This is a genomic window from Humibacter antri (assembly GCF_054777235.1).
Window position 1 is genome coordinate 47,589 of sequence record NZ_BAAHAW010000006.1, and the last position, 23,157, is coordinate 70,745.

The 23,157-nt window shown below is 67.3% G+C and carries 14 protein-coding genes and 2 pseudogenes; 9 read left to right on the plus strand and 7 right to left on the minus strand.

Going from position 1 to position 23,157, the window contains the following annotated elements; all coding sequences use genetic code 11:
• Positions 1-79 precede the first annotated feature (79 nt).
• The 7 genes and pseudogenes from ACYVDK_RS03920 to ACYVDK_RS03950 all read left to right on the plus strand — a co-directional run bounded on the left by ACYVDK_RS03920 (position 80) and on the right by ACYVDK_RS03950 (position 9,490).
• Positions 80-1,168, plus strand: coding sequence for a LacI family DNA-binding transcriptional regulator (locus ACYVDK_RS03920; RefSeq protein ID WP_460518251.1), 1,089 nt, complete (start codon positions 80-82; stop codon positions 1,166-1,168).
• 252 nt (positions 1,169-1,420) lie between these two features.
• Positions 1,421-2,743 carry an ABC transporter substrate-binding protein gene (locus ACYVDK_RS03925; RefSeq protein WP_460518254.1) on the plus strand — a complete coding sequence of 441 codons (1,323 nt, stop codon included), beginning with the start codon at positions 1,421-1,423 and terminating at the stop codon, positions 2,741-2,743.
• Between the two features lie 80 nt (positions 2,744-2,823).
• Positions 2,824-3,786 carry a carbohydrate ABC transporter permease gene (locus ACYVDK_RS03930; protein WP_460518257.1) on the plus strand — a complete coding sequence of 321 codons (963 nt, stop codon included), beginning with the start codon at positions 2,824-2,826 and terminating at the stop codon, positions 3,784-3,786.
• A complete protein-coding gene (locus tag ACYVDK_RS03935; RefSeq protein WP_460518260.1) occupies positions 3,783-4,670 on the plus strand; it encodes a carbohydrate ABC transporter permease in 888 nt (295 codons plus the stop codon). The genes ACYVDK_RS03930 and ACYVDK_RS03935 overlap by 4 nt, the downstream gene beginning before the upstream one ends.
• Before the next feature lie 520 nt (positions 4,671-5,190).
• Positions 5,191-6,204, plus strand: a pseudogene (locus ACYVDK_RS03940) (GMC family oxidoreductase N-terminal domain-containing protein); the annotation flags it as partial.
• Positions 6,205-6,492: 288 nt separating this feature from the next.
• A pseudogene (locus ACYVDK_RS03945) lies at positions 6,493-6,885 on the plus strand (GMC oxidoreductase); the annotation flags it as partial.
• Positions 6,886-7,036: 151 nt separating this feature from the next.
• On the plus strand, positions 7,037-9,490 hold the full coding sequence (locus ACYVDK_RS03950; protein ID WP_460518263.1) for a glycoside hydrolase family 3 N-terminal domain-containing protein: 2,454 nt from the start codon (positions 7,037-7,039) through the stop codon (positions 9,488-9,490).
• A gap of 132 nt (positions 9,491-9,622) precedes the next feature.
• Here the strand turns inward: ACYVDK_RS03950 and ACYVDK_RS03955 are convergent, their stop codons facing one another.
• The 4 genes from ACYVDK_RS03955 to ACYVDK_RS03970 form a co-directional block, all read right to left on the minus strand.
• The gene (locus ACYVDK_RS03955; protein WP_460518265.1) at positions 9,623-10,252 is read right to left on the minus strand and encodes a hypothetical protein; all 630 of its coding nucleotides are present in this window, start codon (positions 10,250-10,252) and stop codon (positions 9,623-9,625) included.
• A 111-nt stretch (positions 10,253-10,363) separates the two neighbouring features.
• Positions 10,364-12,910: a glycoside hydrolase family 3 C-terminal domain-containing protein gene (locus ACYVDK_RS03960; RefSeq protein ID WP_460518267.1), complete on the minus strand. Its 2,547-nt coding sequence runs from the start codon at positions 12,908-12,910 to the stop codon at positions 10,364-10,366.
• Positions 12,907-15,246 (minus strand): alpha-xylosidase, encoded by a 2,340-nt coding sequence (yicI, locus tag ACYVDK_RS03965; protein WP_460518270.1) that lies wholly within the window; start codon positions 15,244-15,246, stop codon positions 12,907-12,909. Before yicI ends, ACYVDK_RS03960 begins: the two co-directional genes overlap by 4 nt.
• Positions 15,243-17,345: a beta-galactosidase gene (locus tag ACYVDK_RS03970; RefSeq protein ID WP_460518273.1), complete on the minus strand. Its 2,103-nt coding sequence runs from the start codon at positions 17,343-17,345 to the stop codon at positions 15,243-15,245. Before ACYVDK_RS03970 ends, yicI begins: the two co-directional genes overlap by 4 nt.
• A gap of 99 nt (positions 17,346-17,444) precedes the next feature.
• Between ACYVDK_RS03970 and ACYVDK_RS03975 the strand changes: the two genes are divergently transcribed.
• Together ACYVDK_RS03975 and ACYVDK_RS03980 are read left to right on the plus strand one after the other, a co-directional pair.
• Positions 17,445-18,467: a LacI family DNA-binding transcriptional regulator gene (locus tag ACYVDK_RS03975; RefSeq protein WP_460518274.1), complete on the plus strand. Its 1,023-nt coding sequence runs from the start codon at positions 17,445-17,447 to the stop codon at positions 18,465-18,467.
• Entirely contained in the window at positions 18,464-19,075 is a 612-nt protein-coding gene (locus tag ACYVDK_RS03980; RefSeq protein WP_460518276.1) for a DUF624 domain-containing protein, read from the plus strand. Before ACYVDK_RS03975 ends, ACYVDK_RS03980 begins: the two co-directional genes overlap by 4 nt.
• A gap of 151 nt (positions 19,076-19,226) precedes the next feature.
• Here the strand turns inward: ACYVDK_RS03980 and ACYVDK_RS03985 are convergent, their stop codons facing one another.
• From ACYVDK_RS03985 to ACYVDK_RS03995, 3 genes are read right to left on the minus strand one after another with little or no spacing between them, the layout of a single operon-like run.
• Positions 19,227-20,990 carry a type 2 periplasmic-binding domain-containing protein gene (locus ACYVDK_RS03985; protein WP_460518279.1) on the minus strand — a complete coding sequence of 588 codons (1,764 nt, stop codon included), beginning with the start codon at positions 20,988-20,990 and terminating at the stop codon, positions 19,227-19,229.
• Between the two features lie 35 nt (positions 20,991-21,025).
• Entirely contained in the window at positions 21,026-22,000 is a 975-nt protein-coding gene (locus tag ACYVDK_RS03990) for a carbohydrate ABC transporter permease (RefSeq protein ID WP_460518282.1), read from the minus strand.
• Between the two features lie 10 nt (positions 22,001-22,010).
• Entirely contained in the window at positions 22,011-23,000 is a 990-nt protein-coding gene (locus tag ACYVDK_RS03995; protein WP_460518285.1) for an ABC transporter permease, read from the minus strand.
• Positions 23,001-23,157: the final 157 nt, after the last annotated feature.

The window sequence follows — 23,157 nt, forward strand, 5'->3', positions numbered from 1 at the left end:
ATCTTCGCACCGAGACACTCGAACAATCAAGCGTTCCAAGGTCTTTAGAAGTTGCGCAACTCAGGCCTAGCATTGGCCCATGAGCGTACGGGGTCTCGACGTTGCCGGGACGAACGGGCGATCCGGCCGTTCGGCGGCGTCCGGTGACGGCTCCGGGCGTGCGGTCACCATGGCCGACCTCGCACAGCTGGCCGGAACGACGGTCCCGACCGTGTCCAAGGTGCTCAACGGCCGCTCGGATGTCTCGGTCGCCACTCGAGACCGCATCATGCGGCTGGTCGAGACGACCGGATACCGGCGAAGGCGACGCGATGCGGGCTTGCGCGACCGTGAGACCGGCGGACTCGTCGATCTCGTGATCAGCAAGGTGAGCGGCTCATGGGCGAACCTCGTGCTGAGCGGCGCCGAACGCGCCGCGGCAGCGGCAGGGCTCGACGTGGTGGTCACGGTCGCACGCCCGCAGCAGCAGGCCGGCGAGGACTGGGTGGCGCGACTGCTGGCCCGCAGGTCTCGAGGAGCCACTGTCGCGTTGCTCACGCCGAACCGGGCGCAGGTGCAGACGCTCGCCGCGGCGGGCGTTCCGCTCGTACTGCTCGACCCGTCGTCGGACTCCGCCTCGGGTATTCCGAGCATCGGCACGACGGACTGGGCAGGCGGCTACGCCGCCGCCATGCACCTGGCAGAGCTCGGCCATCGCGACATCGCCGTGCTGACCGGCACCGGCGACTACCGATACGGCCGCGCCAGGGTCGACGGGTTCCGCGCAGGGCTCGAGCAGGCGGGCATCCCGCTGCCGGACGGCCGTGTGCAACAGGCCGACTGGAATCGCGACGCCGCCGAGGCCGTCGCCCGGCGGATGCTTCGCTCGAGTGCACCGCCCTCTGCCGTGTTCGCATGCTCTGACGAGATGGCGCTCGGCGTCTACCGAGCCGCTTCGGTGGCCGGGATCGAGATTCCGCGGAACTTGAGCGTCGTGGGCTTCGACGACCTGCCCGAGTCCGCATGGGTCACGCCGGCACTCACGGCCGTGCGTCAGCCGATCGAGGAGATGGCGGCCGCCGCGATGCGCATGCTGCTGCGGCTGCGAGGCGGCGCAGCGGCGGGCTCTGCACGGGAAGAGCTGGCGACGGAACTCGTCGTTCGCGGGTCGACGACAACGGCTCGGTAACGTTTTGGCCGCGTGAGGATCTGTCGTATAACCTCTCCGTGAGAGCGCTCCCACGACTTTCGTCACATCTTGATTTCGGTTCATCACAACACGCGTGGGGCGCCCGTTGAAAATGTTGACACGCCCAACAAAATATTGAAAGATGACAGGACGGCCGTGGAGAGGCGTGGCCGCGACCGCCGCACCAACCTGACATTCAACGACGAATCTCCGCCCGACGCCCCGGCGCCGTGCGGACGGAAGGATCTGATAATGGCATCGGAATCCAAAGGCGCAGCCTTCACCCGACGCGGCTTCCTCGGCCTCGCCGGCGGCGTCGCCGCGACGACCCTCCTCGCCGCTTGTTCCAGTGGCGGAGGCGGCACGAGCGGAAGCGGCAAGCCGCTGAAGTTCTGGAACATGCCCTGGGGTGGAACGGCGTTCAACCCTCTCGACAAGAAGATCACGCTGGCCTACAAGCCGGCCAGCGGTCTTCCCTCGGCCACGTACCAGGAGATCCAGTGGGCTAACTTCACCCAGACGTTCTCGTCGGCGGTGGCCTCGAACACGGGCCCTGCGGTCAGCTCCGGAGGCGGCACGCAGGCGTTCCAGTTCGCGCACCAGGGCAAGATCGCGTACGCGGACAGCCTGCTCGACTCCTGGAAGAGCAACGGCATCTACGACGACTTCCTTCCCGGCCTTCTCGACACCATGAAGACCGACCAGGGATACGCCGCTGTTCCGTACAACCTCGATGTTCGCTGCTCGTGGTACAACAAGGCACTGCTTCAGCAGGCCGGTGTCGATGTGCCGACCACCTGGGACGAGTACAAGCAGGTGTGCGCCGCATTGAAGAAGAACGGCGTCTACGGCTTCGGCGTCGGCTCAGGAGCCGGCAACTTCACCGGGAGCCACATCCTCACCGCGTTCATGATCAACAACGGCGGCGGCCTCTTCAACTCGAAGAAGGAGCCGGCATGCGTCACCGACGTCAACGTCGAGGCGATGGAGTACGTGCTGGAGCTCGTTCAGAACGGCTACTCCGACCCGGCGGCGGCGACGTACACGAGCGCCAACGTGCAGGCGCAGTGGAAGGCGAAGAAGTTCGGCTACGGCTGGGATGGCGCGGGCCTCGCGACGAGCGTCGGCGGCGACGTCGTGAACGACATGTTCGTGGGCGACCCGCTGACCAGCAACTCGGGCAAGAAGGGCGGCATCTACTTCCCGAACAACATCATGATGTACAAGAACACCCCCAGCCAGAAGGGCTCGGAGGCGTTCCTCACGTACTACTACAAGAACATGTCGAAGCTGTGGACCGAGAAGACCGGCATCGGCCTTCCGCCGCTCACGTCGATCGCGAACACCTCGGTGCTCAAGGCCGACCCTGTGACGGTGAAGATCCTGAAGGACTGGAACCCGATCTACGGCACCTGGGCCGCGCCGGGCGGAAAGGGCCTGTTCTACAACATCGCCAACACTGTCGACGGCACCCAGCCGATGATCACCTTCGCACAGGCGATCCTCGGTGGTAAGACGGATGCCAAGAGTGCACTGACGACGCTGCAGAACGCCATCGAAGGCCTGATGAAGTAAGGATGCATTGCGGGTGGGCCTCACGCGTCTAGCGTCTGGCCCACCCGTTCTCATTCTGGAAGCTCGAAGGAGAGGCTGACATGTCGACCGAGTCCGTGGCCGGCGCGTTGAAGAAGGCGCGTAACGGTGTGGGTGTGGCGGGTCCTGGGCGTGCCCCGGGCAAGGGCAAACGGGGACGTGCGATTTCGCACATGTGGACGTTCCTGCTGTTCGCGATCCCGTCGCTGCTGTTCCTGCTGCTGTTGAACCTGTACCCGGTGATCTACGCAGGCTGGCAGTCGTTGCGGAACGGGGACCTGATCGATTCCGGCGCATTCGTCGGGTTCACGAACTATGTGAATGTGGTGCAGCAGCCCGGGTTCTGGCACGCGGCTCTGTTCACACTGGTGTTCACCATCGTGGGCGTCTTCGGCTCGTGGGCGGCAGGGCTGGGGTTGGCGATGCTGCTGCGCACCCGGATACCGCTGGCCGGTTTGTGGAAGGTGCTTCTTCTTCTGCCGTGGGTGGTCCCGGTGGTCGTCTCCGCCACCAGCTGGAACTGGCTGGTCGCCACTCCGCAGTCCCCGCTGCCGCTTCTGGCTCACGCGCTCGGATTCGGGAACGTGCTGTTCCTCGCGGACCCACTGCTGGCCCAGATCACGGTCTGCGTGTTCAAGGTGTGGATCAGCTTCCCGTTCATGATGATGATGATGTCCTCCGCACTCGCGTCGGTGGACACCACCGTGTACGAGGCATCCAAGGTCGACGGCGCAGGCCCCTGGCAGACGTTCACCCAGATCACGTTGCCGATGATCGCTCGCACCACCTACGTGTCGTGGATTCTGATGACGATCTTCTGCGTCAACGACTTCCCGACGATCTTCCTCTTGACCGGTGGCGGCCCGGTCAACGCCACCCAATCCCTGGTCGTGCTCGCCTACCAGACCGTGTTCCAGAACTACCAGGTCGGCCCCGGCGTCGCGATCGCGTTCCTGATGACCATCGTTCTCGTCATCATCTCGGTGCTGTTGTACCGCCAGATCAGAAAGGCGAACGTCGCATGAGCACCGAAGCATCCACCGACCTCATCGGCCACCTTCAAGTCGGAGTCACCGGCGGCAAACGCCGCACCCTGGGCGAGTTGGGCGAACGCGGCAAGTGGTGGCGCCTGCTGGGCATCGTGGTGATCACCGCGATCGTGCTCGTCCCGATCATCGCGGTGGTCATCCTCTCCCTCACCCCCTCACTGGGATCCACCGCCACCGGGCTCACGCTCGAGAACTTCGGCGACGTGTTCTCCCAGACCTCGGTCGGCACGTGGCTCGGCAACAGCCTCCTCGTCGCCGCCGTCACCGTCGTCGCCGCGGTCGTGATCGCCGCGCCCGCCGGATACGTGCTCTCCCGCGGCCGCAATCGGCTGGTCTCCTCCTACGCGCTGATCCTGTTCATCGTGCAGTCCCTGCCCGTGGTCACCGCCGTGATCCCGCTGTTCTTCCTGTTCTCCAAACTCGGGCTGGTCGACAATCTGGTCGGCGTGATGATCATCTACACCGGCTCCACCATGAGCGTCGCGTGCTGGATGATGGCCGCCTACTTCGACTCCATCCCGATCACCCTCGAAGAAGCGGCCTGGATCGACGGGGCATCCGTGTTCGGATCCTTCACCCGAGTCGTGCTGCGCAACTCGCTGCCCGGCATCCTCTCCACCGCGATCTTCTCGTTCCTGCTGGCCTGGAACGACTACCTCATCGCACTGGTCTTCCTCCGCAGCGACCAGAACTACACCCTCCCCATCGGCCTGAACACGTTCTTCCAGCAGAACCAGACCAACTGGGGACTCGTCATGGCCGTCGCCGTGATCATGATGCTGCCACCCATCATCGTGTTCGCCGTACTCAACCGGTTCTTCTCCGTCGGCGGAATCGGAGGATCACTTGCCGGACGCTGACCCCAGCAACGGCAACGGCAAAGGCCGCGAAAAGGACGACGTTCCCGCTGTACACGACGATCGCGGAACGGACGTCGTTCCAGCTGAACAGGGCGGTCGCGCAACACGCGCGGCCGCCCTGTCCGTTCGCTCGCTCGGCGTGCTCCGGGCGGCCGTCGACCGCATCATCCCCGCAGATGCCTGGCCCGCCGGATGGCGCGGCGGCGTCGCCGAGTACCTGACCTCCGACCCGATCTCGGCCGACCGCGACCTCGCGTGGGCGTGGCCGGAACTGATCTCGTTGGCGGCCCGGCTCGACGATGAGGCGCGTCGCGTGCTCGAAGACGCGTCCGCATCGACAGCTTCCGGCACGGCAGAGGTCACCACGGCCGGCTTCGCCGACCTCGCCCCGGCCGCACAGGACGCGATTCTGGCGGTGGTGGCGGCCGGTTCCGGTGCAGCCGCGTTCGACGCACTACGGCGGGTGTGCTGGGAGGGGTACTACGCGTCGTCGGACGGCAGACATCCTGCCGGGCTCGACATGGTGGGGTTCCGCGGCGTGCCGGAGGGCGTGACACCGATCGAGCCGGAGCCGCTGAAGACGATCCCCGCTGCTGCAGTGCAGGCGCATTACGACGCGATCATCATCGGATCCGGGCCGGGCGGCGGCGTCGCCGCCCAGGTGCTCACGGCAGCCGGCAAGCACGTGCTGCTCGTGGAGCGCGCACCGTATCTGCGGAACGAGCAGATCCGCGGGGATCACCTGCACGGCAAGCGCAATGCGGTGTACTGGCCGACCGTGGGACCCGGGCCCGGGCATCCACGGGTCGCACGGCTCCCCGAGGGCGACCGCGTGCTCGACGGGATCGACGACGCATCGGTCTACGGTCTCAACGCCGACGCCGTGGGCGGCGGCACGCGCATCTGGCAGGGCATGGCGTGGCGATTCATGCCGGAGGACTTCCGCATGCGCACGCTCTACGGCAATCCCGACGGTGCGAGCCTCGCGGACTGGCCGGTGTCGTATAAGGAGATGGAGCCCTACTACACGAAGGCGGAGTGGCAGCTCGGCGTCGCGGGCGAAGAGGGCGGACTGACGCGGCGGACGCCCCGCTCGGCCGGCTATCCCATGGCGGCGATGGGCACAGAACCGTCGCGGGAACTGCTCGGCGCCGCCGCCGCCGACCGGCTCGGCTGGGGCTGGGGCCCGATTCCGCTGGCGATCAACTCCGTGCCGTGGGGCGGCCGCGCCGCCTGCGTGCGCTGCGCGCAGTGCATCGGCAACACGTGCCCCGTAGACGCGAAGAACGGGTCGCAGTCCACGTTCATTCCGCGGGCGATCGCCACGGGCCTCTGCGACCTGCTGCCGGACGCCGAGGTGATCGAGGTGCGTGACGGCACGGGCGGCGCCGGCGTGACGATCATGGCGAATGCCTCCGCCGCGCCCGTCGAGCTCACCGTGAGCGCCGACGTCGTCGTGGTCTCCGCCGGCGCGGTCGAGACCGCGCGCCTGCTGCTGGCGAGCGGTCTCGGCAACGACCACGTCGGGCGCTATCTGCACGACCACCGCACGGCGACAGTGCTGGGCGAGTCGGCGCATCCGGTCAAGCCGTACATCGGCCCTGGACACTCGGTTGCGACGCTCGACCACGTGCACGCCGACACCATTCCCTGGGGCGGCGGCGTGATCGTCGACCTCATGGGGCTTCTGCCCCTGACCTCGGCCGGCGAGCCGGCACCGGGTGTACCCGGCTGGGGTGCCGCGCACAAGGAGTGGATGCGCACCGGACGCGCCAACCTGTTCGGCGTGTTCGCGATGGGGCAGGAGATGCCGCTGCCGACATCCCGGGTCACGCTGGCATCGGTGAAAGACCGCTGGGGCCGGCCGGGTGCCGCCCTGCGCAAAGACGTGCACTGGACGAGCCAGCAGGTCGAGGACGGCATGGCCGTACAGGGTGCCAGGTGGCTGGAGGCCGCGGGCATCACGGGCATCAGGCGGCAGGGCGGACAGGCGACGGCATCCGCCGCGGGCGAACACTCGTGCGGCACAGCACGCATGGGAACGTCGCCGGAGAACTCGGCGACCGACCCGTTCGGCCGCGTCTGGGGCACGGCCCGCGTGCTGGCGTGCGACTCCTCGCTGCACCCGACGAACGGTTCGGTCAACCCGACGCTGACGATCGTGGCGAATGCGTTCAGAGTGGCGGAGCATCTCGTGGCTGAGTGGCCCCGATGACGGAGCAGCGGCGCCCGCGGCGTTCGTTTCTCAGGACCGAAGCCGGCAGTTCGCTCGCGAATGCGCGTGATTTCGCCGGCGCGCGAGTCGGTCGCACTCGATCGTCCGGAGAAATGCACGTTCGGGGAGCGTGAGGAGAGGAATGGGCTCGATGAGTGAGACCAACGAGACCGGCGGGCGCTGGCGCGACACACGGCTCTCGCAGTCAGAGCGCGTCGAGGCGCTGATCGGCGAGATGACGCTGCGCGAGAAAGTGGCGCAGTTGTACGGGGTCTGGGTCGCGTCGTCACCGGTCGGTGACGACGTCGCGCCCTTCCAGCACGACATGAGCGAGGGCGGTGTCGAACTCGACGACCTGCTCCCGCACGGCCTCGGACAGCTGACGCGGCCGTTCGGTTCGGCGCCGGTCGACCCGGCGATCGGTCTGGTCTCGCTGGCACGCAGCCAGAGGCGGATCGCTGCCGCGAACCGCTTCGGCATCCCGGCGATCGCGCACGAGGAGTGCCTCGCCGGGTTCACCGCGTGGGGCGCGACGAACTATCCGGTGCCGTTGTCGTGGGGCGCCACATTCGACCCGTCACTGATCGAGCGGGTCGCACGTCGCATCGGCGCCGGGATGCGCTCCGTAGGCGTGCACCAGGGTCTCGCACCCGTGCTCGACGTCACCCGCGACCCGCGCTGGGGTCGCACCGAGGAGACGATCGGCGAAGACCCGTACCTGGTCGCCACGATCGCGCTCGGATACGTGCGGGGGCTCGAGTCGACGGGCATCGTGGCGACCGTCAAGCACTTCATCGGATACTCGGCGTCGAAGGCGGCGCGCAACCTCGCGCCCGTGTCGATGGGGCGCCGGGAGTTCAACGACGTCATGGTGCCGCCGTTCGAACTGGTCGTGCGCGACGGCGGAGTGCGCAGCGTCATGCACGCGTACACGGATGTCGACGGCATCCCGTCGGCGTCCGACGAGTCGCTCCTGACCGGTCTGCTCCGCGACACCTGGGGGTTCACCGGCACCGTGGTCGCCGACTACTTCGGCATCGCCTTCCTGAAAGCCCTGCACGGCGTCGCCGCAACGTGGGAGGACGCCGCGGCATCCGCCCTCAAGGCGGGCGTCGACATCGAACTTCCCACCGTGAAGGCGTACGGCGACCCGCTCGTGGCCTCGGTGGAGAGCGGCGACCTCGACGAGGCGTTCGTCGAACGGGCGTTGCGGCGTGTGCTGCTGCAGAAGGCCGAATTCGGCATGCTCGACGCCGACTGGTCGCCGCTGCCCCACGGCTGGACCGATGCGGATCTCGACGACATCGACGCGGCGCGCGGACGCGTGCAGCTTGACACCGCCGAGGACCGCGCGCTCGCTCGGGAGGTGGCAGAGCGCGCCATCGTGCTGGTGTGCAACGACGGGACGTTGCCTCTTGCGGCAGACACGGGCATCCGCATCGCCGTCATAGGCCCTCTTGCCGACGACCCGTTCGCCATGCTCGGCTGCTACTCGTTCCCGAGCCACGTCGGCACGCTGCACCCCGAGGTGCCGATCGGCATCGAGCTGCCGACAGTGCTGCAGAGCCTGCGGGCGGAGTTTCCTGACGCGACGTTCACCGTGGAGCCGGGCGTGAGCGTCGACGGGAAAGCCTCGGGCGAGGACGCTGCCGGAGCTCCCTCGGTGAGTGCCGCGGGTACGCCGGGTGCCGTTCCGGATGCGGCGAGCGCCGACATCGCGGGCATCGACCGCGCCGTGGCGGCGGCACGCGACGCCGACCTCGTGATCGCGGTGCTCGGCGACCGTGCCGGACTCTTCGGTCGCGGCACATCCGGAGAAGGATGCGACGCCACCAGCATGCGCCTGCCCGGCAGGCAGCAGGATCTGCTGGATGCGCTGATCGGGTCGGGCACGCCCGTCGTCGCCGCCCTGGTGGAAGGGCGGCCGTACGCGCTGGGATCCGCGGCGGAGCGGGCATCCGCCATCGTCACCGCGTTCTTCCCGGGCGAGGAGGGCGGCCCCGCGATCGCGGGGGTGCTCAGCGGACGCGTGAACCCGAGCGGACGGCTGCCGGTGAGCATGCCCGATCACGAGGGAGCGCAGCCGGCGACCTATCTGGCACCGCCCCTCGGCGGCGCGACGGCGGTGTCGAACATCGATCCGACGCCGCGATTCCCGTTCGGACACGGCCTCTCGTACACGACGTTCGAGTGGACGGATGCCGGCACCGACGTCGAGCAGTTCACGACGTCCGGAACGGTGACGGTCTCGCTCACTGTGAGCAATACGGGCGACCGCGACGGAATCGAGAACGTGCAGCTCTATCTGCACGATCCGGTGGCGTCGGTGGTGCGTCCGGTGAACCGGCTCGTCGGGTACGCCTCCGTGCCACTGGAGGCCGGGTCTCAGGCGCGCGTGTCGTTCGAGGTGAACGCGGATCTGTCGGCGTTCACGGGGCGCGACTACTCGCGCATCGTGGAGCCGGGCGAACTCGAACTTCGGCTCGGGGCATCCAGTGGCGACCTGCGCTTCGCACTGCCGGTGACGCTCACCGGGCCGGTGCGCACCGTCGACCACAGCCGCACGCTGCGAAGCAGGGTCACCGTGAGCCGGGTCAGCAGCTGAGGTCGGGCAGCCGACACTTTCGCTCCTGCCCACTGACGCTCCTGCCTACTGACGCTCCTGCGGAGATTCGGTTCGGGCTTCGGCGTGTCGGGCGCGACATGCCGAAGCGCCCGCCGGAGCTCCGCCGGAACGCTAAATGTCGCGCTCCTTGCGTTCCTTCTTCGCCTCGGCCCGGTGCTCTTTGCGTGTCTCCTTCGAGTGCTTCTCCGCGACCTTGTGCGCCGCCTTCTCTTCCAGGCGAGCGTTGTCTCTGCTGATCTCCGCCTCGGCCTTCGCGATGCGGTACTGCTCCGCGCCCTTCTTCTCGAGGCGCTCCAGGTGGTGCTCCCGCCGAGCCTCCTTGTGGTCGACGTGGTGCTGTTCGCGCTCCGCCTTGCGCTCGTCGACGTACTCGTCGTGCGCGATCTTGGTGTCGTATTTGCGGTCGATCCGCGCGTTGTGGTGCACGTCGTGACGCGCGCGGGTCTCTTCAGACTCGAACGCGCGACCCACGTTCTCGACGGCGTGCCCCATGTCGGTCAGACTGCCTGTGACGCCGTGCGCCACGGCCAGGCCGATGTCGGCACCCGCGTGCCCGAGGTCCTTCAGCGCGGAGGTGACGCCGTGTGCGACTTGCACTCCCGCTTCCCCGGCCTCCAGGCCGGTGCGTTCAACGGCGCCTCGGTCGCGGTTCGCGTCGTGCTTCGTCGCGTTGACCTCCACGTTGGGGTGCTCGCTGGAAATGGGGTTCTCGTGGAACCGATCGATCCTCTCGTCAGGCATGTCTCCTCCTCGTGTGCATCGACCGGCGGAAACGCCCGAGCATCCCAGCCGGACTATGTCGATTTTCCCACCGAGCCCCAGAATTCGCAGGTGGTGGGAGGGGAGGGTTCGCTACGTGGTCACCGTGAACATCGCACTCCTGGGGAGGTCGTCCGCCGAGGGCCCGGCAGCCAGCCGGTACGCCCCCGGCTGCACCCGGAGGGATCCGGCATGCAGCCAGTCGTTCGGGCCTCCGTCGAGGCGCAGTGCGCCATCCCACACCGCGAGGCGTTCGAGCGAGAACTCGAACTCGATGGAGCGACGTTCACCGGGCGTCAGCCGAACCCGCCGATACGCGACGAGGATGCGCAGCGGCGCCGCGATCGACAGCCCGGCAGGCGACAGCGCGTAGACCTGCACCAGCTCCTCCGCGTCTCGGTCTCCCGAGTTGCGTACGGCGACAACCGCCCGAACAAGAGCCGCGTCGTCCGCCGGATCGAATGCGGCGTGGCGATGCGTCGGTTTCGGGGCCGCCACCGACGGGTCGATCAGACCGACTGCCTCGTACACGACATTCGAGTACGTGCATCCGTGCCCGAACGCGAAGGCGTACGGCCGCGGCTGGTGCCGGTACGTCGCCTGCTGCCCGGCGGTGTCGTAGTCGAAGAGGTCGCCCGCCTGATCCGGATGCGCCGGCCACGACTGCGCGAGGCGCCCTCGCGGCTCACGGTCCCCGCTGAGCACGTCGGCGAGGCCGCGCCCGAGTTCCTGGCCGCCGTGGCTCGACCACACGACGGTCGCCGCGTCGCTCACACCCTCCGGGAGCACGTACGGGTAGCTCGAGATCACCGTGAGCACGCTGTTCGCATTCGCCGCGCGGGCCACACGATACAGTTCCGCCTGCGACTCGGGCAGCCAGAGGTGCGGGCGGTCCTGCGTCTCACGGCCGGAAAGGTGCGGTTCGTTGCCGACGGCCACGAAGACGACGTCGGCGGATGCCGCGGCGCGGGCAACGGCATCCTGCCCCGCCACGAGCGTGCGCACCGTGAACCGCTCGGCGTCGTCGACGGTCGCGCCCTCTGCCACCAGCAGCCCGGAGTCTCGGAGCACACGCACCCAACGGCCGGTTCCCAGGTTCAGCAGCGACCACGATCCGTCGTCGTGCACGTGGCGTCGGAAGCTCTCGTGCACCACCCACTCGCCGACTTGGACGGCGTCGGCTCGCATCGGCCAGTGCGCGCCCGTCATGAATCGACCGCTGGCGTGCGAACGAAGAGTGAGAATGCCGTCGCCCCAGTCCGTCACTTCGAACGCCGTCGCACCGTCCGCCGTCGCGCCATGCGCCGACTGTGTTCCCACCGCGTCCGCCTCGGCGGAGGCTTGCGATCCGTCGTCGGCGACAGTCACGTAGCGGCCTGTGGACGCCGACCGCAATGCGATCGTGTCCGCACCCGTCGCGATCTCGACCCGGGCATCCGGATAGCGTTCAGCAAGACCGGCCGCCAGCCCGAACTCGTATGGCGGCGTTCCGGAGTACCAGTCCATCAGCACGGCATCGGCGAGCGGCCCGACGACCGCGATCGCCATCGGCTCGGCCAGCGGCAGGATGCCTGCGTCGTTGCGCAGTACGACCACCGCGCTGCCGGCTATCTCGCGAGCGAGCTCGCGAGAGGACAGACGGTCGAGCTCGCCGGCTGTGATCATGGCGTACGGGTCTTTGTCGCCGTCGAACTCGCCGGTGCGCAGCCGCAGCTCGAGCAGCCGCAACACCGCAGCATCCACGTCGTCCATGCTCAGCAGCCCGGCCTCGAGCGCCTCGTTCACGTAGCCGATGGTCGGCGCGGCGTTCGCGTCGTTGTCGGTGAACGAGTCCATGCCCGACCGAAGCAGGGCGGCCGTGGCCGCCACGTGATCCGGCTGCTCGCGCTGAGCGGAAACCAGCAGGCTTGGCGCGCCGGCGTCCGAGACGATCGCGATGGAGCCATCCGCCCAGCTGCGCGCTTCGGACACCAGTTCGGGCTGCGTGTGAGCCGCAATGCCGTTCACCCGGTTGTAGGAGAGCATGATCGCACCCGCCGCCTCCGACTCGATGGGGCCGCGAAACGCCGGCAGCTCCTCCTCGTGCAGAGTGCGTAGCGAAAGGTTGGATGACGTCGTCGAGCGGTCGGTCTCGTTGTTGTAGGCAAGGAAGTGCTTGAGCGTCGGCACGGTGCGCCATACGCGCTCGTGATCGCCGCGGAGCCCTCGCGAATAGGCGGCGCCGAAGTGCGCCGTGAGTTGCGGGTCTTCGGAGTAGCCCTCCTCGTTGCGCCCCCAGCCCGGATGGCGCAACGTGTTGACGACCGGCGCCCACACGTTGAGCCCGACCGACGGGTCCGCGGCGCGCTTGGCGCGCACCTCGATCGATGTGACCTCCCCGGCCTTCTCCAGCAGCTCGGTGTCCCAGGTTGCTGCGAGTCCGACGGCTTGCGGGAAGGTGGTCGCCGTGCCGAGCCAGGCGACGCCGTGCAGGGCTTCGCATCCGGTGTGGAACCGGCGGATGCCCAGCCGCTCGATCGCGGGTGCCGCCTGGTGCAGCATGGCGATGCGTTCATCCCGCGTGAGCCGTGCCAGAAGGTCGCGTGCACGCTCGGCAAGCGGAAGGTCTGTGCGGCGGAATGCCTCGACGTTGTCGGTCATCGGTGGTCTCCTCGGTCTCCTTCGCCGATAGTCAGCGTCAGCTCGCCCGGCCCGTCGGCGTGCACGGTGCTGCCGCCTGCCTGCAGCGACCACGGGGCACGGGCATCCGTGCTCGTCGCTGTGACGACGGCGCCGTTCCGCCGCACCCGGAACGTCGTCGCGGCGGTGCCGTCGTGACCAGGCACCGTCGTGACGGTGTCGTACCCGTCGGGGAGCTCGAAGCAGCGCAGGGTGACGCCGTGCGCCCAGTCGTAGTCGGGGCGGTCATCCATCCCGCCGAACGGCAGCACCGTCCCGGGCCGCACGAGCAGCGGCAGCGAGTGGAAGCCGTGGTGCTCGGCGTGCCATCGGAACCCGTCGCGTGTCGAGCCGTCGAGTAGTGACGTCCAGGAGCCCTCCGGGAGGTAGTACTCGACGGAACCACTTGGCGTGAAGACCGGCGCCACGAGCAACGCATCGCCCAGCATGTACTGGCAGTCGGCGTCGAAGCCGCCGCGGTCCTCGGGGAACTCGAGCACCATGGGCCGCATCATCGGGATGCCCTCTGCATGCGCCTGGGCCGCCGAGTTCGCGAGGTAGGGCATGAGGCGCATCTTGAGCTTCGTGAACTCGCGGGCGATGTCGACCGACTCGTCGTCGAACGCCCACGGGACGCGCACCGAGTCCGAGCCGTGCAGCCGGGAGTGGGAGCTGAGCAGGCCGAAGGCCAGCCAGCGCTTGAACAGCCCGGGGTCGGGCGTGCCCTCGAAGCCGCCGATGTCGTGGCTCCAGTATCCGAAGCCCGACATCGCCAGCGACAGACCCCCGCGCAACGACTCCGCCATCGACGCGTACGACGAGTCCGAGTCGCCGCCCCAGTGCACCGGGAACTGCTGGCATCCGGCCGTCGCGGAGCGCGCGAAGACGATGGCGTCGCCCCTGCCCCTGCGCCGCTCAAGCGCCCGGAACACGGCGCCGTTGTAGAGCTTCGCGTAGTAGTTGTGCATGCGCCGCGGCTCGGATCCGTCGTGCCACACCACGTCGTCGACCGGCACCCGCTCGCCGAAGTCGGTCTTGAACGCATCGATGCCCTGATCCATCAGGCGCTCCAGCTTGCCGATGTACCAGTCGCTGGCCGCCGGGTTGGTGAAGTCCACCAGTCCCATGCCCGCCTGCCAGAGGTCCCACTGCCAGATGCTGCCGTCGCTGCGCTTGAGCAGGTAGCCGGCGTCGGCGGCCTCGGCGAACAGTGCAGACCGCTGTGCGATGTACGGGTTGATCCAGGCCGAGATGTGCAGGCCCTTCTCGTGCAGGCGGGCGAGCTGGCCCTCCGGATCGGGGAAGTAGCGGGCATCCCACTCGAAGTCGGTCCACTGGAACTCGCGCATCCAGAAGCAGTCGTAGTGGAAGACGCTCAACGGGATGTCGCGCTCGGCCATGCCGTCCACGAACGCGTTCACCGACTTCTCGTCGTAGCTCGCCGTGAACGACGTCGTCAGCCAGAGCCCGAATGACCACGCAGGCACCTCGGCCGGCCGGCCGGTGAGTGCCGTGTACCGCCGCAGCACATCCTTCGGGGTGGGGCCGGCGATCACGTAGTACTCCAGTGCTTCGCCTGCGACCGAGAACTGTACGCGCGAGTTGACCTCGCTGCCCACCTCGAACGAGACGTTGCCCGGGTCGTCGACGAACACGCCGTAGCCGCGGCTCGTCAGGTAGAGCGGAATGTTCTTGTACGCCTGTTCGCTCGCCGTGCCGCCGTCGGCGTTCCAGGTGTCGACCACCTGGCCGTTCTTGATGAAGGCGCCGAACCGCTCCCCCAGCCCGTACACACGCTCGCCCGGCGCGATCGACAGCTGCTGGTGCACCCACGTGCCCTCGTCCGTACCATCACCTGCGTCGCCACCGGTACGAGCGCTGACCGGAGCGCTGATGTGACCAACGGAGCGCGGCAGCGAGCTCGTGATCGGCTCGCCGGCGTGCTCGAAGTCGAACCGCCACGCGCCGCCGCGCGACACGCGCACGCTGAGGTCACCCGAGACGAGCACGCCGGTGGAATCGTCGATCGAGATCGAGGGGCGGAAGGATGCATCCTCGAACTTCTCGAAGTCCGGCCCGCGATGCACACCCCCTGCGTGCCGCTGAACGCGCACCTTGATGACCCCGGCCATCGGCGAGGAGAAGGTGAGGGTCAGCATCGCGAGGTTGAGCGTGTCGCCCCGCTGCCTGATCGGCTTCGTCGGCGCGTAGACGGTCATCGTCCCTGTCGTCTCGTCGACTCGGATGTCGTCGACGTCGACTGCGTACAGCGGCTTCAGCCCGGGCCGCGTGAGCCAGAATCCATCGGTGAATTTCACGTAGTGCGCCCTTCGATCAGCACCAGGGCCGCACCGGGCGCAATCGCCACGGCGCGGTCTGTTCGTTCGTTCGTCATCAGGTTGTGCATGGTCGCGGGCAGTTCGAGCTCGGCGGCGTCGCAACCGTGGTTGAGCAGAAACAGAGCCGGCCCGCGTCGCACGACTTCCAGCCCGTCGGGCAGCGGCTTGCCGGGGATCACGTGCTCTCCGAGCGCGTTCTCCACGCCGGTCTCGCGCAGCGCCGTCCCAAGCACCGCGGCGAGCAATTCGTCCGAGACGACCGCACCCAGGTACCAGGCGACCCCGTCGCCGTGCCGGTTCCGCGTGATCGCCGGATGCCCGGCAAGCGGTCCGGCGCCGAACGTCGCCAGCACGTCGGCGCCGTCGGAGCGAAGCCGTTCGCCGAGCACGCTCGCCAAGTGCACCCCGGGTGGTGCAGCATCCCAGCCTTCACACTCGAGCGGTGTCGGATCGTCGGGCAGGGCCATCCACTCTTCGCCGCTCACGCCCACCAGCTCGCGCAGGAGTGCGGGGAATCGGCCCTGCAAGATGCCCGCACTCGCGTCGGCGACCCCGCTGAACGGCCCGACGACCACGTGTGCGCCCCGTGCGGCGGCATCATGGAGCGCGTCGGCGGCATCCGGCTCGATCAGGTAGCTGTGCGGCACGAGCACCACGTCGTATCCGCTCAGCTCGGCGCCCGGGCGCACCACCTCAGCGGCGACGCCCTGTCGCCAGAGCGCCCGGTACCAGCGGCGCAGCTGCTCGAGCGTGTCGTATCGCTCGGTCGGACGCGCCGGCTCCTCGGCCGCCCACCACGATGGCCAGTCGAAGAGGATGCCGACGTGCGCGTCGATGCGACCGCCGACAACCGGCCGCAGCCGCTTCAGCTCAGCGCCCAGACGTTCTGCGCCGCGGAACACCTCGGTGTCGGCGCCGGCGTGCGGCAGCAGCGCAGAGTGGAACCGTTCCGGCCCGGTGCGCGCCTGCCGCCACTGGAAGAAGCACACGCCGTCTGCACCTCGCGCGACCGCCTGCAACGAGTCCAACCGCGCCCGCTCCGATGTCTTCGGCAGGTTGTGCTCCCGCCACGAGACGGCACTGATCGCCTGCTCCATCAGCAGCCACGGGCGTCCGCCGCCGAGAGACCGCATCAGGTCTTGTACAAGCGCGATGTCGCTCGGCGCGTCGGGAGACGACGGGTCGGGGTACTGGTCGTCTGCGACAACATCGACGTCACCGGCCCATGACCAGTAGTCGACATGGTGGAAGAAGCCCATGAAGTTGGTGGTGATCGGCTGCGTCGCACCCGCAGCACGGATGGCGTCGCGCTGCTCGCGGTAGCAGGCCAGCAGCTGGTCGCAGGAGTACCGGCGAAAGTCGAGCGACTGCGCCGGGTTGATCAGGTACGGCGCACTCCTGGGTGGAAGCACCTCGTCGAAGGAGCCGTAGCCCTGCGACCACACGGCGGTGCCCCACGCCGCATTGAGCTCCCCGATCGTGCCGTACCGCCGCTGGAGCCAGGCGCGGAACTCGCGCGCTGCCTCGTCGCCATAGTCGAGTTCGCCGTACTCGTTGCCCACGTGCCAGAGGCGAACGGCCGGATGCCGCGCATACCGCTCCGCCAGGTCGCGAGCAATCGCCAGAGCGTGCTCGCGGTACACGACGGATGCCGGCGAGTAGTGGTTGCGCGACCCTGCGACCAGGCGCACCCCGTCGCGGTTCACGGGCAGTGTCTCCGGATGCCGCATGCCCAGCCACGGCGGCGGCGAGGCCGTCGGCGTGGCGAGGTCGACCGCGATCCCGCCGCCGTGCAGCAGGTCGAGCACCTCGTCGAGCCATTCGAACCGACGCTCGCCCGGTGTCGGTTCGATGGTGGACCAGCTGAAGACGCCGATGGTGATCAGGTTCACGCCCGCCCGGGCCATCAACTGAACGTCTTCGGCCCACGTCTCGCGTGGCCACTGCTCGGGGTTGTAGTCGCCGCCGAAGAGCAGCCCGCGCTCGCGTACGAGTGTCGCGAAGCCCGCGGCGGAGCGACGACTCCTCTCGGGGGTCTGTCCGGGCATCCGCTGTGCCGCATCGTCGAAGCGCTTCACCACTGTGACCTTATAAGATGCAGGCGAGTCGTGTCCACGCGGTGTCGAAACGCCTTCGCGCCCATTCCTGAAAGCACGACAGAGAAGGCGGAAAGACCGATGGTCACGATCGCGGACGTCGCCGAAGAAGCCGGCGTCTCCATCTCGACCGTGTCGTACGTCATGAGCGGCAAACGGACGATCTCCCCCGAGACGCGCAAGCGCGTTGAGCGCGCCATCGCGTCGCTCGGGTTCAGCCCGCACGCCGGAGCGCGCTCGCTGGCATCCCGCTCTACAAGTGTGATCGGTCTGCAGATTCCGCTGCGCACCGGAGTCGACGTGCACGTAGTGATGGAAGTCGTCACCGGCGTCGTCGCCCGCGCGCGAACGCGAGGCTACGACATTCTGCTGCTGACCAGCGACGACGCGCGCGGCATGGAGCGCGCGGCAAAGGGATCGATGGTCGATGCGCTGCTCCTCATGGACATCGAATCCGACGACCCGCGCATCGCCGTGCTCTCGAATCTCGAACAGCCGAGCGTGCTGATCGGTCTGCCCGAGGGGCGTCGCACGATCCCGTGCGTCGACTTCGACTTCGAGGAGGCGGGCTGGCTCGCGGTGGACCGCCTGAAGGCCCAGGGACACGGCCGGGTGGCGTTGATCGGCTCTCCCGCCGAGGTGATGGCGAGGCACACCTCGTACGCGGATCGGCTCGCACGCGGATTTGTCGCGGCATGCGCGGCGTCGGGCATGACCGGCAGCATCCACCCCTGCCCGAGCAACGCCGAGGCGGCCGATGTCGTCGACGCGGTGGTGGCAGAGGATGCGCAGATCACCGGGTTCCTGGTGCACAACGAGGGCGCGCTGCCGCACGTGTACGCGCGGCTCGTCGAGACCGGCAAGCACACGCCGAGCGCGCCGTCGATCGTCGCGCTCTGCCCTGAAGACGTCGCGCTCTCCGTGCCAGGGCCGGTGGACAGCATCGCCGTGCCGGCCGAGGCGATGGGCGCAGCAGCAGCGGATGTGATCTGCGAGCTGATCGACGGAGGCACACCTCCCGGGGTGCGCCTGATCGCACCCACACTGACGGTGCGCACGATGACCGCGGCGCCCGCGAAGACGAAGCGCCGGCCCAAGCCATGAGGCTCGACCACGACAGCAGGGCGATGCAGGGCGCTTCGACATTCGTGTCGTTCGTCGTGCTGAACGTTCTGTTCATCGTCACCTGCATTCCCGTCGTCACGATCGGCATGGCCACGAGCGCGCTGTTCGAGGTGACTATCCGGTACTCCGACGAGGAGGGCGGAGGTCTCGTGCGGGACTACTTCCGTGCTCTGAAGACGGATGCCCGCCGCGGCACTGTCGTGTTCGCCTGCTTCGCGCTGCCCGCGCTGGTGCTCGCCTTCAGCGGGCTCTTCTGGGCGTTCAGCGGCAGCGCCGTCTCCATCGCGGCCGTGGTGGTCGCCCTCATCGGCGTGCTGTACTTCTTCGCCGCCTTCCTCTACGGCACCGCTCTGGTCGGCCGCTTCGAGAGCAGCCTGCGCCAGACGCTGAAGAACGCGATGCTGCTGCCAGTGGCCGAGTCGTGGCGCACCTTCGTGCTGGTGATCGTCCCGGCGACCGCGGTGAGCCTGGCTGCGGTGTTCCCCGCCTTCGTGATCGTCATCGCCACGATCGGCTTCTCGGTCGGCGCCTACACCGCCGGCTTCCTGCTCCGCAGCGTTTTCGCGCGGCACGCGCAGGCATCCTGAGCCCGGCCGCCGCGAAAGCGAACGGTCCGCCGGAAGACGAACGATCCGCCGCACGGAATGGATGCTTCCATGCGGCGGATCCCTCGATTTCCGGCCGATCGCGCGGTTGGGTGGCCCCAATCCACCCCGCCGAGGCGAGCTCTTCAGCAGGTCAGCCGAACTTCTTCGCCACCGCCAGGCGCGAGGCGTTCTGCGCCTTGGCGTGCTCCATGTCGATCTTCAGCACCTTGGCGTAACCGAGGCCGTTGACCGTGTTCTGCATGTCTTTGAGCAGCGAGTCGAACTGCGAGGTGCTGGTGGCCATGGACATCTTCCACGAGTCCGCGACGATGACCGCCTTGATCTGGTTGCGCAGCGTCTGCGTCTCGGAGTCATCGGCGGGGGCGACGTAGCCCGAGCCCGGCGCCACGATGATCTTGTGGTTCTCGCGCAGGTAGTCCATGGTCGTGGCCGCCCCGCCCATGTGCGACGACCAGCTCTTCGTCAGCGGATTGGACACCAGCTTCTGGTAGCTGGGCCACATCTGGTAGGCGAACGAGTATCCGGTCGACGGGTCCTTGTCCACGGCGGTGACCAGCGTCACGTTCAGCGCAGAGACTCCCTTCGCGAACGTGCCGGTGCCCCAGCTGGAGGGAACCTCCTTGGTCGACCCGCCGAGGAAGGCATCCTGCCCGAACGCGTTCAGGGCCGGCTTCTTCGACGAGTCGAGGTCCCAGGTCAGACCCTTGGGGCCGGCAGCAGACCCGGTCTGCGCACCGTTGGCGTATACCCCGTCGACGGAGTACAGCCAGTCGATGAACGCAGCGACGCGCTCCGGGTCGTTCGCCTTCGCGCCGACGCCGAGTGAGTAGTTGCTGTTGCCGTAGACCTCGGCTCCGTAGGAGAAGATCTTCATGTCCTTGAGCGGCGCGATCTCGAAACCGCGCCCCTCGGCCATGTCGGCCGTGGTGTTGTAGGCGGGCTGGGCAAGCCATGGCCAGAATGCGAATAGCACCTGCCCCGCCTGATACTTGGCATACATGGTCGAGTAGTTCTGCGTCGGCGAGTCCGGGTCGACGAGGCCGGCCTGGCTCGCCTTGCTGAAGAAGCGCAGCGACCGAACGTAGTGCGAGTCGGAGTCGACGATGCTCTCGTAGGAGGAACCGTCGGCCGCCGCGAGCACGAAGCCCATCTCGTCGAAGCCGTAGTAGCAGGCTGGCTGCTTGGCGTTGTTCATCATGTTGCCGTCCCAGTCCTTGAACAGGGAGAGGCCGTAGACCGGCTTTCCGTTGGATGCCTTCGGTGCGGACTTCTGCATGTCGGTCAGCACCGGGATCAGATCTTCGAGCGTGTCGATCTTCGGAAAGCCCACCTTGCCGTACAGATCCCAGCGCAGATACGGCCCGAACGTGGGCTCGGTGCTCTCCGAGGACTGCGTCGGCTTCAGCTTCGACACCGAGGTGGGGAAGGCGAACGTGCCCTTCTTGCCCTTGTTGGTGTACTGCACGGCCGTGTCGTAGCCGGCAGCGTTCTTCATGTTCTTGTAGTAGTTCGAGGCGTCCATCAGCAGCCCGCCCTTCAACGCCTCGTCGAGGTGCTGCGACGACCCGAGCACGACGAGGTCGCCGAGGCTGCCCGCTGCCGAGCGGGTGTTGAACAGCGTCTCGCCGCCGCCCGCCACGTTAGGGGCGATGACGTTGAGCTTCATGTTGAACTTGTCTTGGACCATTTTCGCGAACCAGCCGGTCTGAGTTCCCTGGTAGTTCGCGAGGTCGTCGAAGACGTCGAGGGTGATCGGCTTCTTCCAAGTGGCGGGGAAGGCACCCGTCGAGTCGCCCGACGGCGTTGAGCTGCCGTCCATCAGGGAGCACGACGACAGCGTCATCGTGGCTATCGCCCCGATGCCCGCCAGTGCCAGGAACTCTCTCCGCTTCATTGCTGCATTCCTTTCTTGGTGCGCTGAGGCGACCGTCAACCTTTGACGGCGCCGAGCATGATGCCCTTCACGAAGAAGCGCTGGAACAGGGGATAGATGAAGATGATGGGCAGAACGACAACCACGGCAACCGTCATCTGGATCGACGTGGGCGTCTGCGAGGTGGCGGAGTTGGCGATGGAACTGAGGTTGCCGCCTGCCGCATTCTGGGCCGCCTGAGCGAGGCTGTTCGCCTGGTTGATGAACATGTAGAGCAGGTACTGCAGCGTGTACAGGCTCTGGTCGGTGATGTAGATCAGGGTGTCCTGGAACATGTTCCACTGCGCCACGGCGGAGAAGATCGCCACTGTGGCGAGGATGGGCGTCATGTTCGGCAGGTAGACACGGAAGAAGACCTGCAAGATGTTCGCGCCGTCCATCTCCGCTGCCTCCTGCATCGAGCGGGGCATCGACTCCACGAACGTCTTGACGAGGATGACGTTGAACGGCTGCACAAGATACGGGATGACGTAGACCCAGAAATTGTTGGTCAGCCCGAGTCCTTTGATGATCAGGAACACCGGGATGAGGCCTGCGCTGAAGTACATCGTGATGACCGTGAAGCGGTACCAGAAGGCTCTGCCCCACATGCGCTCCTGGGTGAACATGAACCCGAGGAACGCCGAGACCAGCACGGTGCCCGCCGTGCCCAGCACGGTGCGGGCGACGCTCACCGCGGTCGCGAGCGTGAGCCCCTGCAGCTGGAACACCTGCGCGTAGTTCGACAGGTGGAATCCGACGGGAAAGAACCGCACGTCGCCGAGTGCCGAGAGGTTGTTCGCGCTGACCGAGTTGATGATCAGGTAGTAGAACGGGTAGGCGCAGATCAGCGCGAACAGCACGAACACGAGGTAGTTCAGGCAGCTGAAGACCTTCTCCCCCGTGGTGCGCCGCACGTGGATGGGGCGCTTGGGGCGAGACGGGCGAGTGCGGGAATCCGTGCCGGTGACGGCATCCGTTGCCATAGCCATGACGGTTGTCCTAGATGATCGAGGTGCCGCGGGCACGCTTGGCGATGATGTTGACGGAGACGAGCAGGATGACGGAGATCAGGCTCTTGAGCATGCCGATCGCCGTCGCCAGCGACAGGTTGTTGCCCGTCATGCCGACGTTGTAGACGTAGAGGTCGAGCACCTGGATGTGCTGCATGTTGAAGGCGTTCTGGAACACGTAGTACTGATCCATGCCGTTGTTGAGCAGGTTCGCGACCGACAGCATCAGCAGCACCACGTACGTCGGCATGAGCTGCGGGATCGTGATGTGGCGCATCAGCTGGAACCGGCCGGCGCCGTCGATCTTGGCCGACTCGTACAAGGCAGGGTCGATGCCCGTGATGGCGGCGAGGTAGATGATCGCGCCCCAGCCGAGGCCTTTCCACAGGCTCCAGAGCAGCATCGTGAGCCATACGTGGGAGCCGGAGTCGAGGAATTTGATCGGTGTGGTGATGATGCCGGAGTCCGTGAGCACGCTGTTCACCAGGCCAGAGCTGGAGAACAACGAGAACGCGATCATGTAGACGAGCACCCACGAGATGAAGTTGGGCAGCGTCGTCAGCGTCTGCACGACATTGCGGAACCACGGCGCCTTGACCTCGTTGAGGAAGACGGCGAACAGGATCGGCAGGAACGAGGTGAGGATGCCCAGAAAGCTCATCGCCAGCGTGTTGATCAGCACCTGCCCGATCTGTGCCATCTGCGTCGGCGAGCTCACCAGCATCTGGAACCACTGCAGCCCCACGAACGCGCTGCCCTTGAGTCCGAGCGCCGGCTGGTAGTCGTACAGGGAGAAGATCCAGCCGTACAGCGGCAGGTAGGAGAACACGAAGACCAGCACGAGCAGCGGCGCGATGCAGAGGAACATCGTGAACGACTTCTTGCCGCCCTTGCGTCGCTCGACCCTGGATGCCTTGGGCCGCTTGCCGTGCACGATCTCAGATGAGGCCGCTTCCTGGAGTACCGCTTGCGTGGTCACCGTGCGCCGGCCTTCGGCGTGGCGATCGGCGCCGCATGGTGCCCTGATCCCTGATCCCGCTGCATCTCACTCCTTCGTGGGCCGGTCGGTCCGACACGCGAGTCCGGCAGCGGCTCGAAGCCCGATCATCGGATCGCGTTGAAGCAGTCGAATTAAT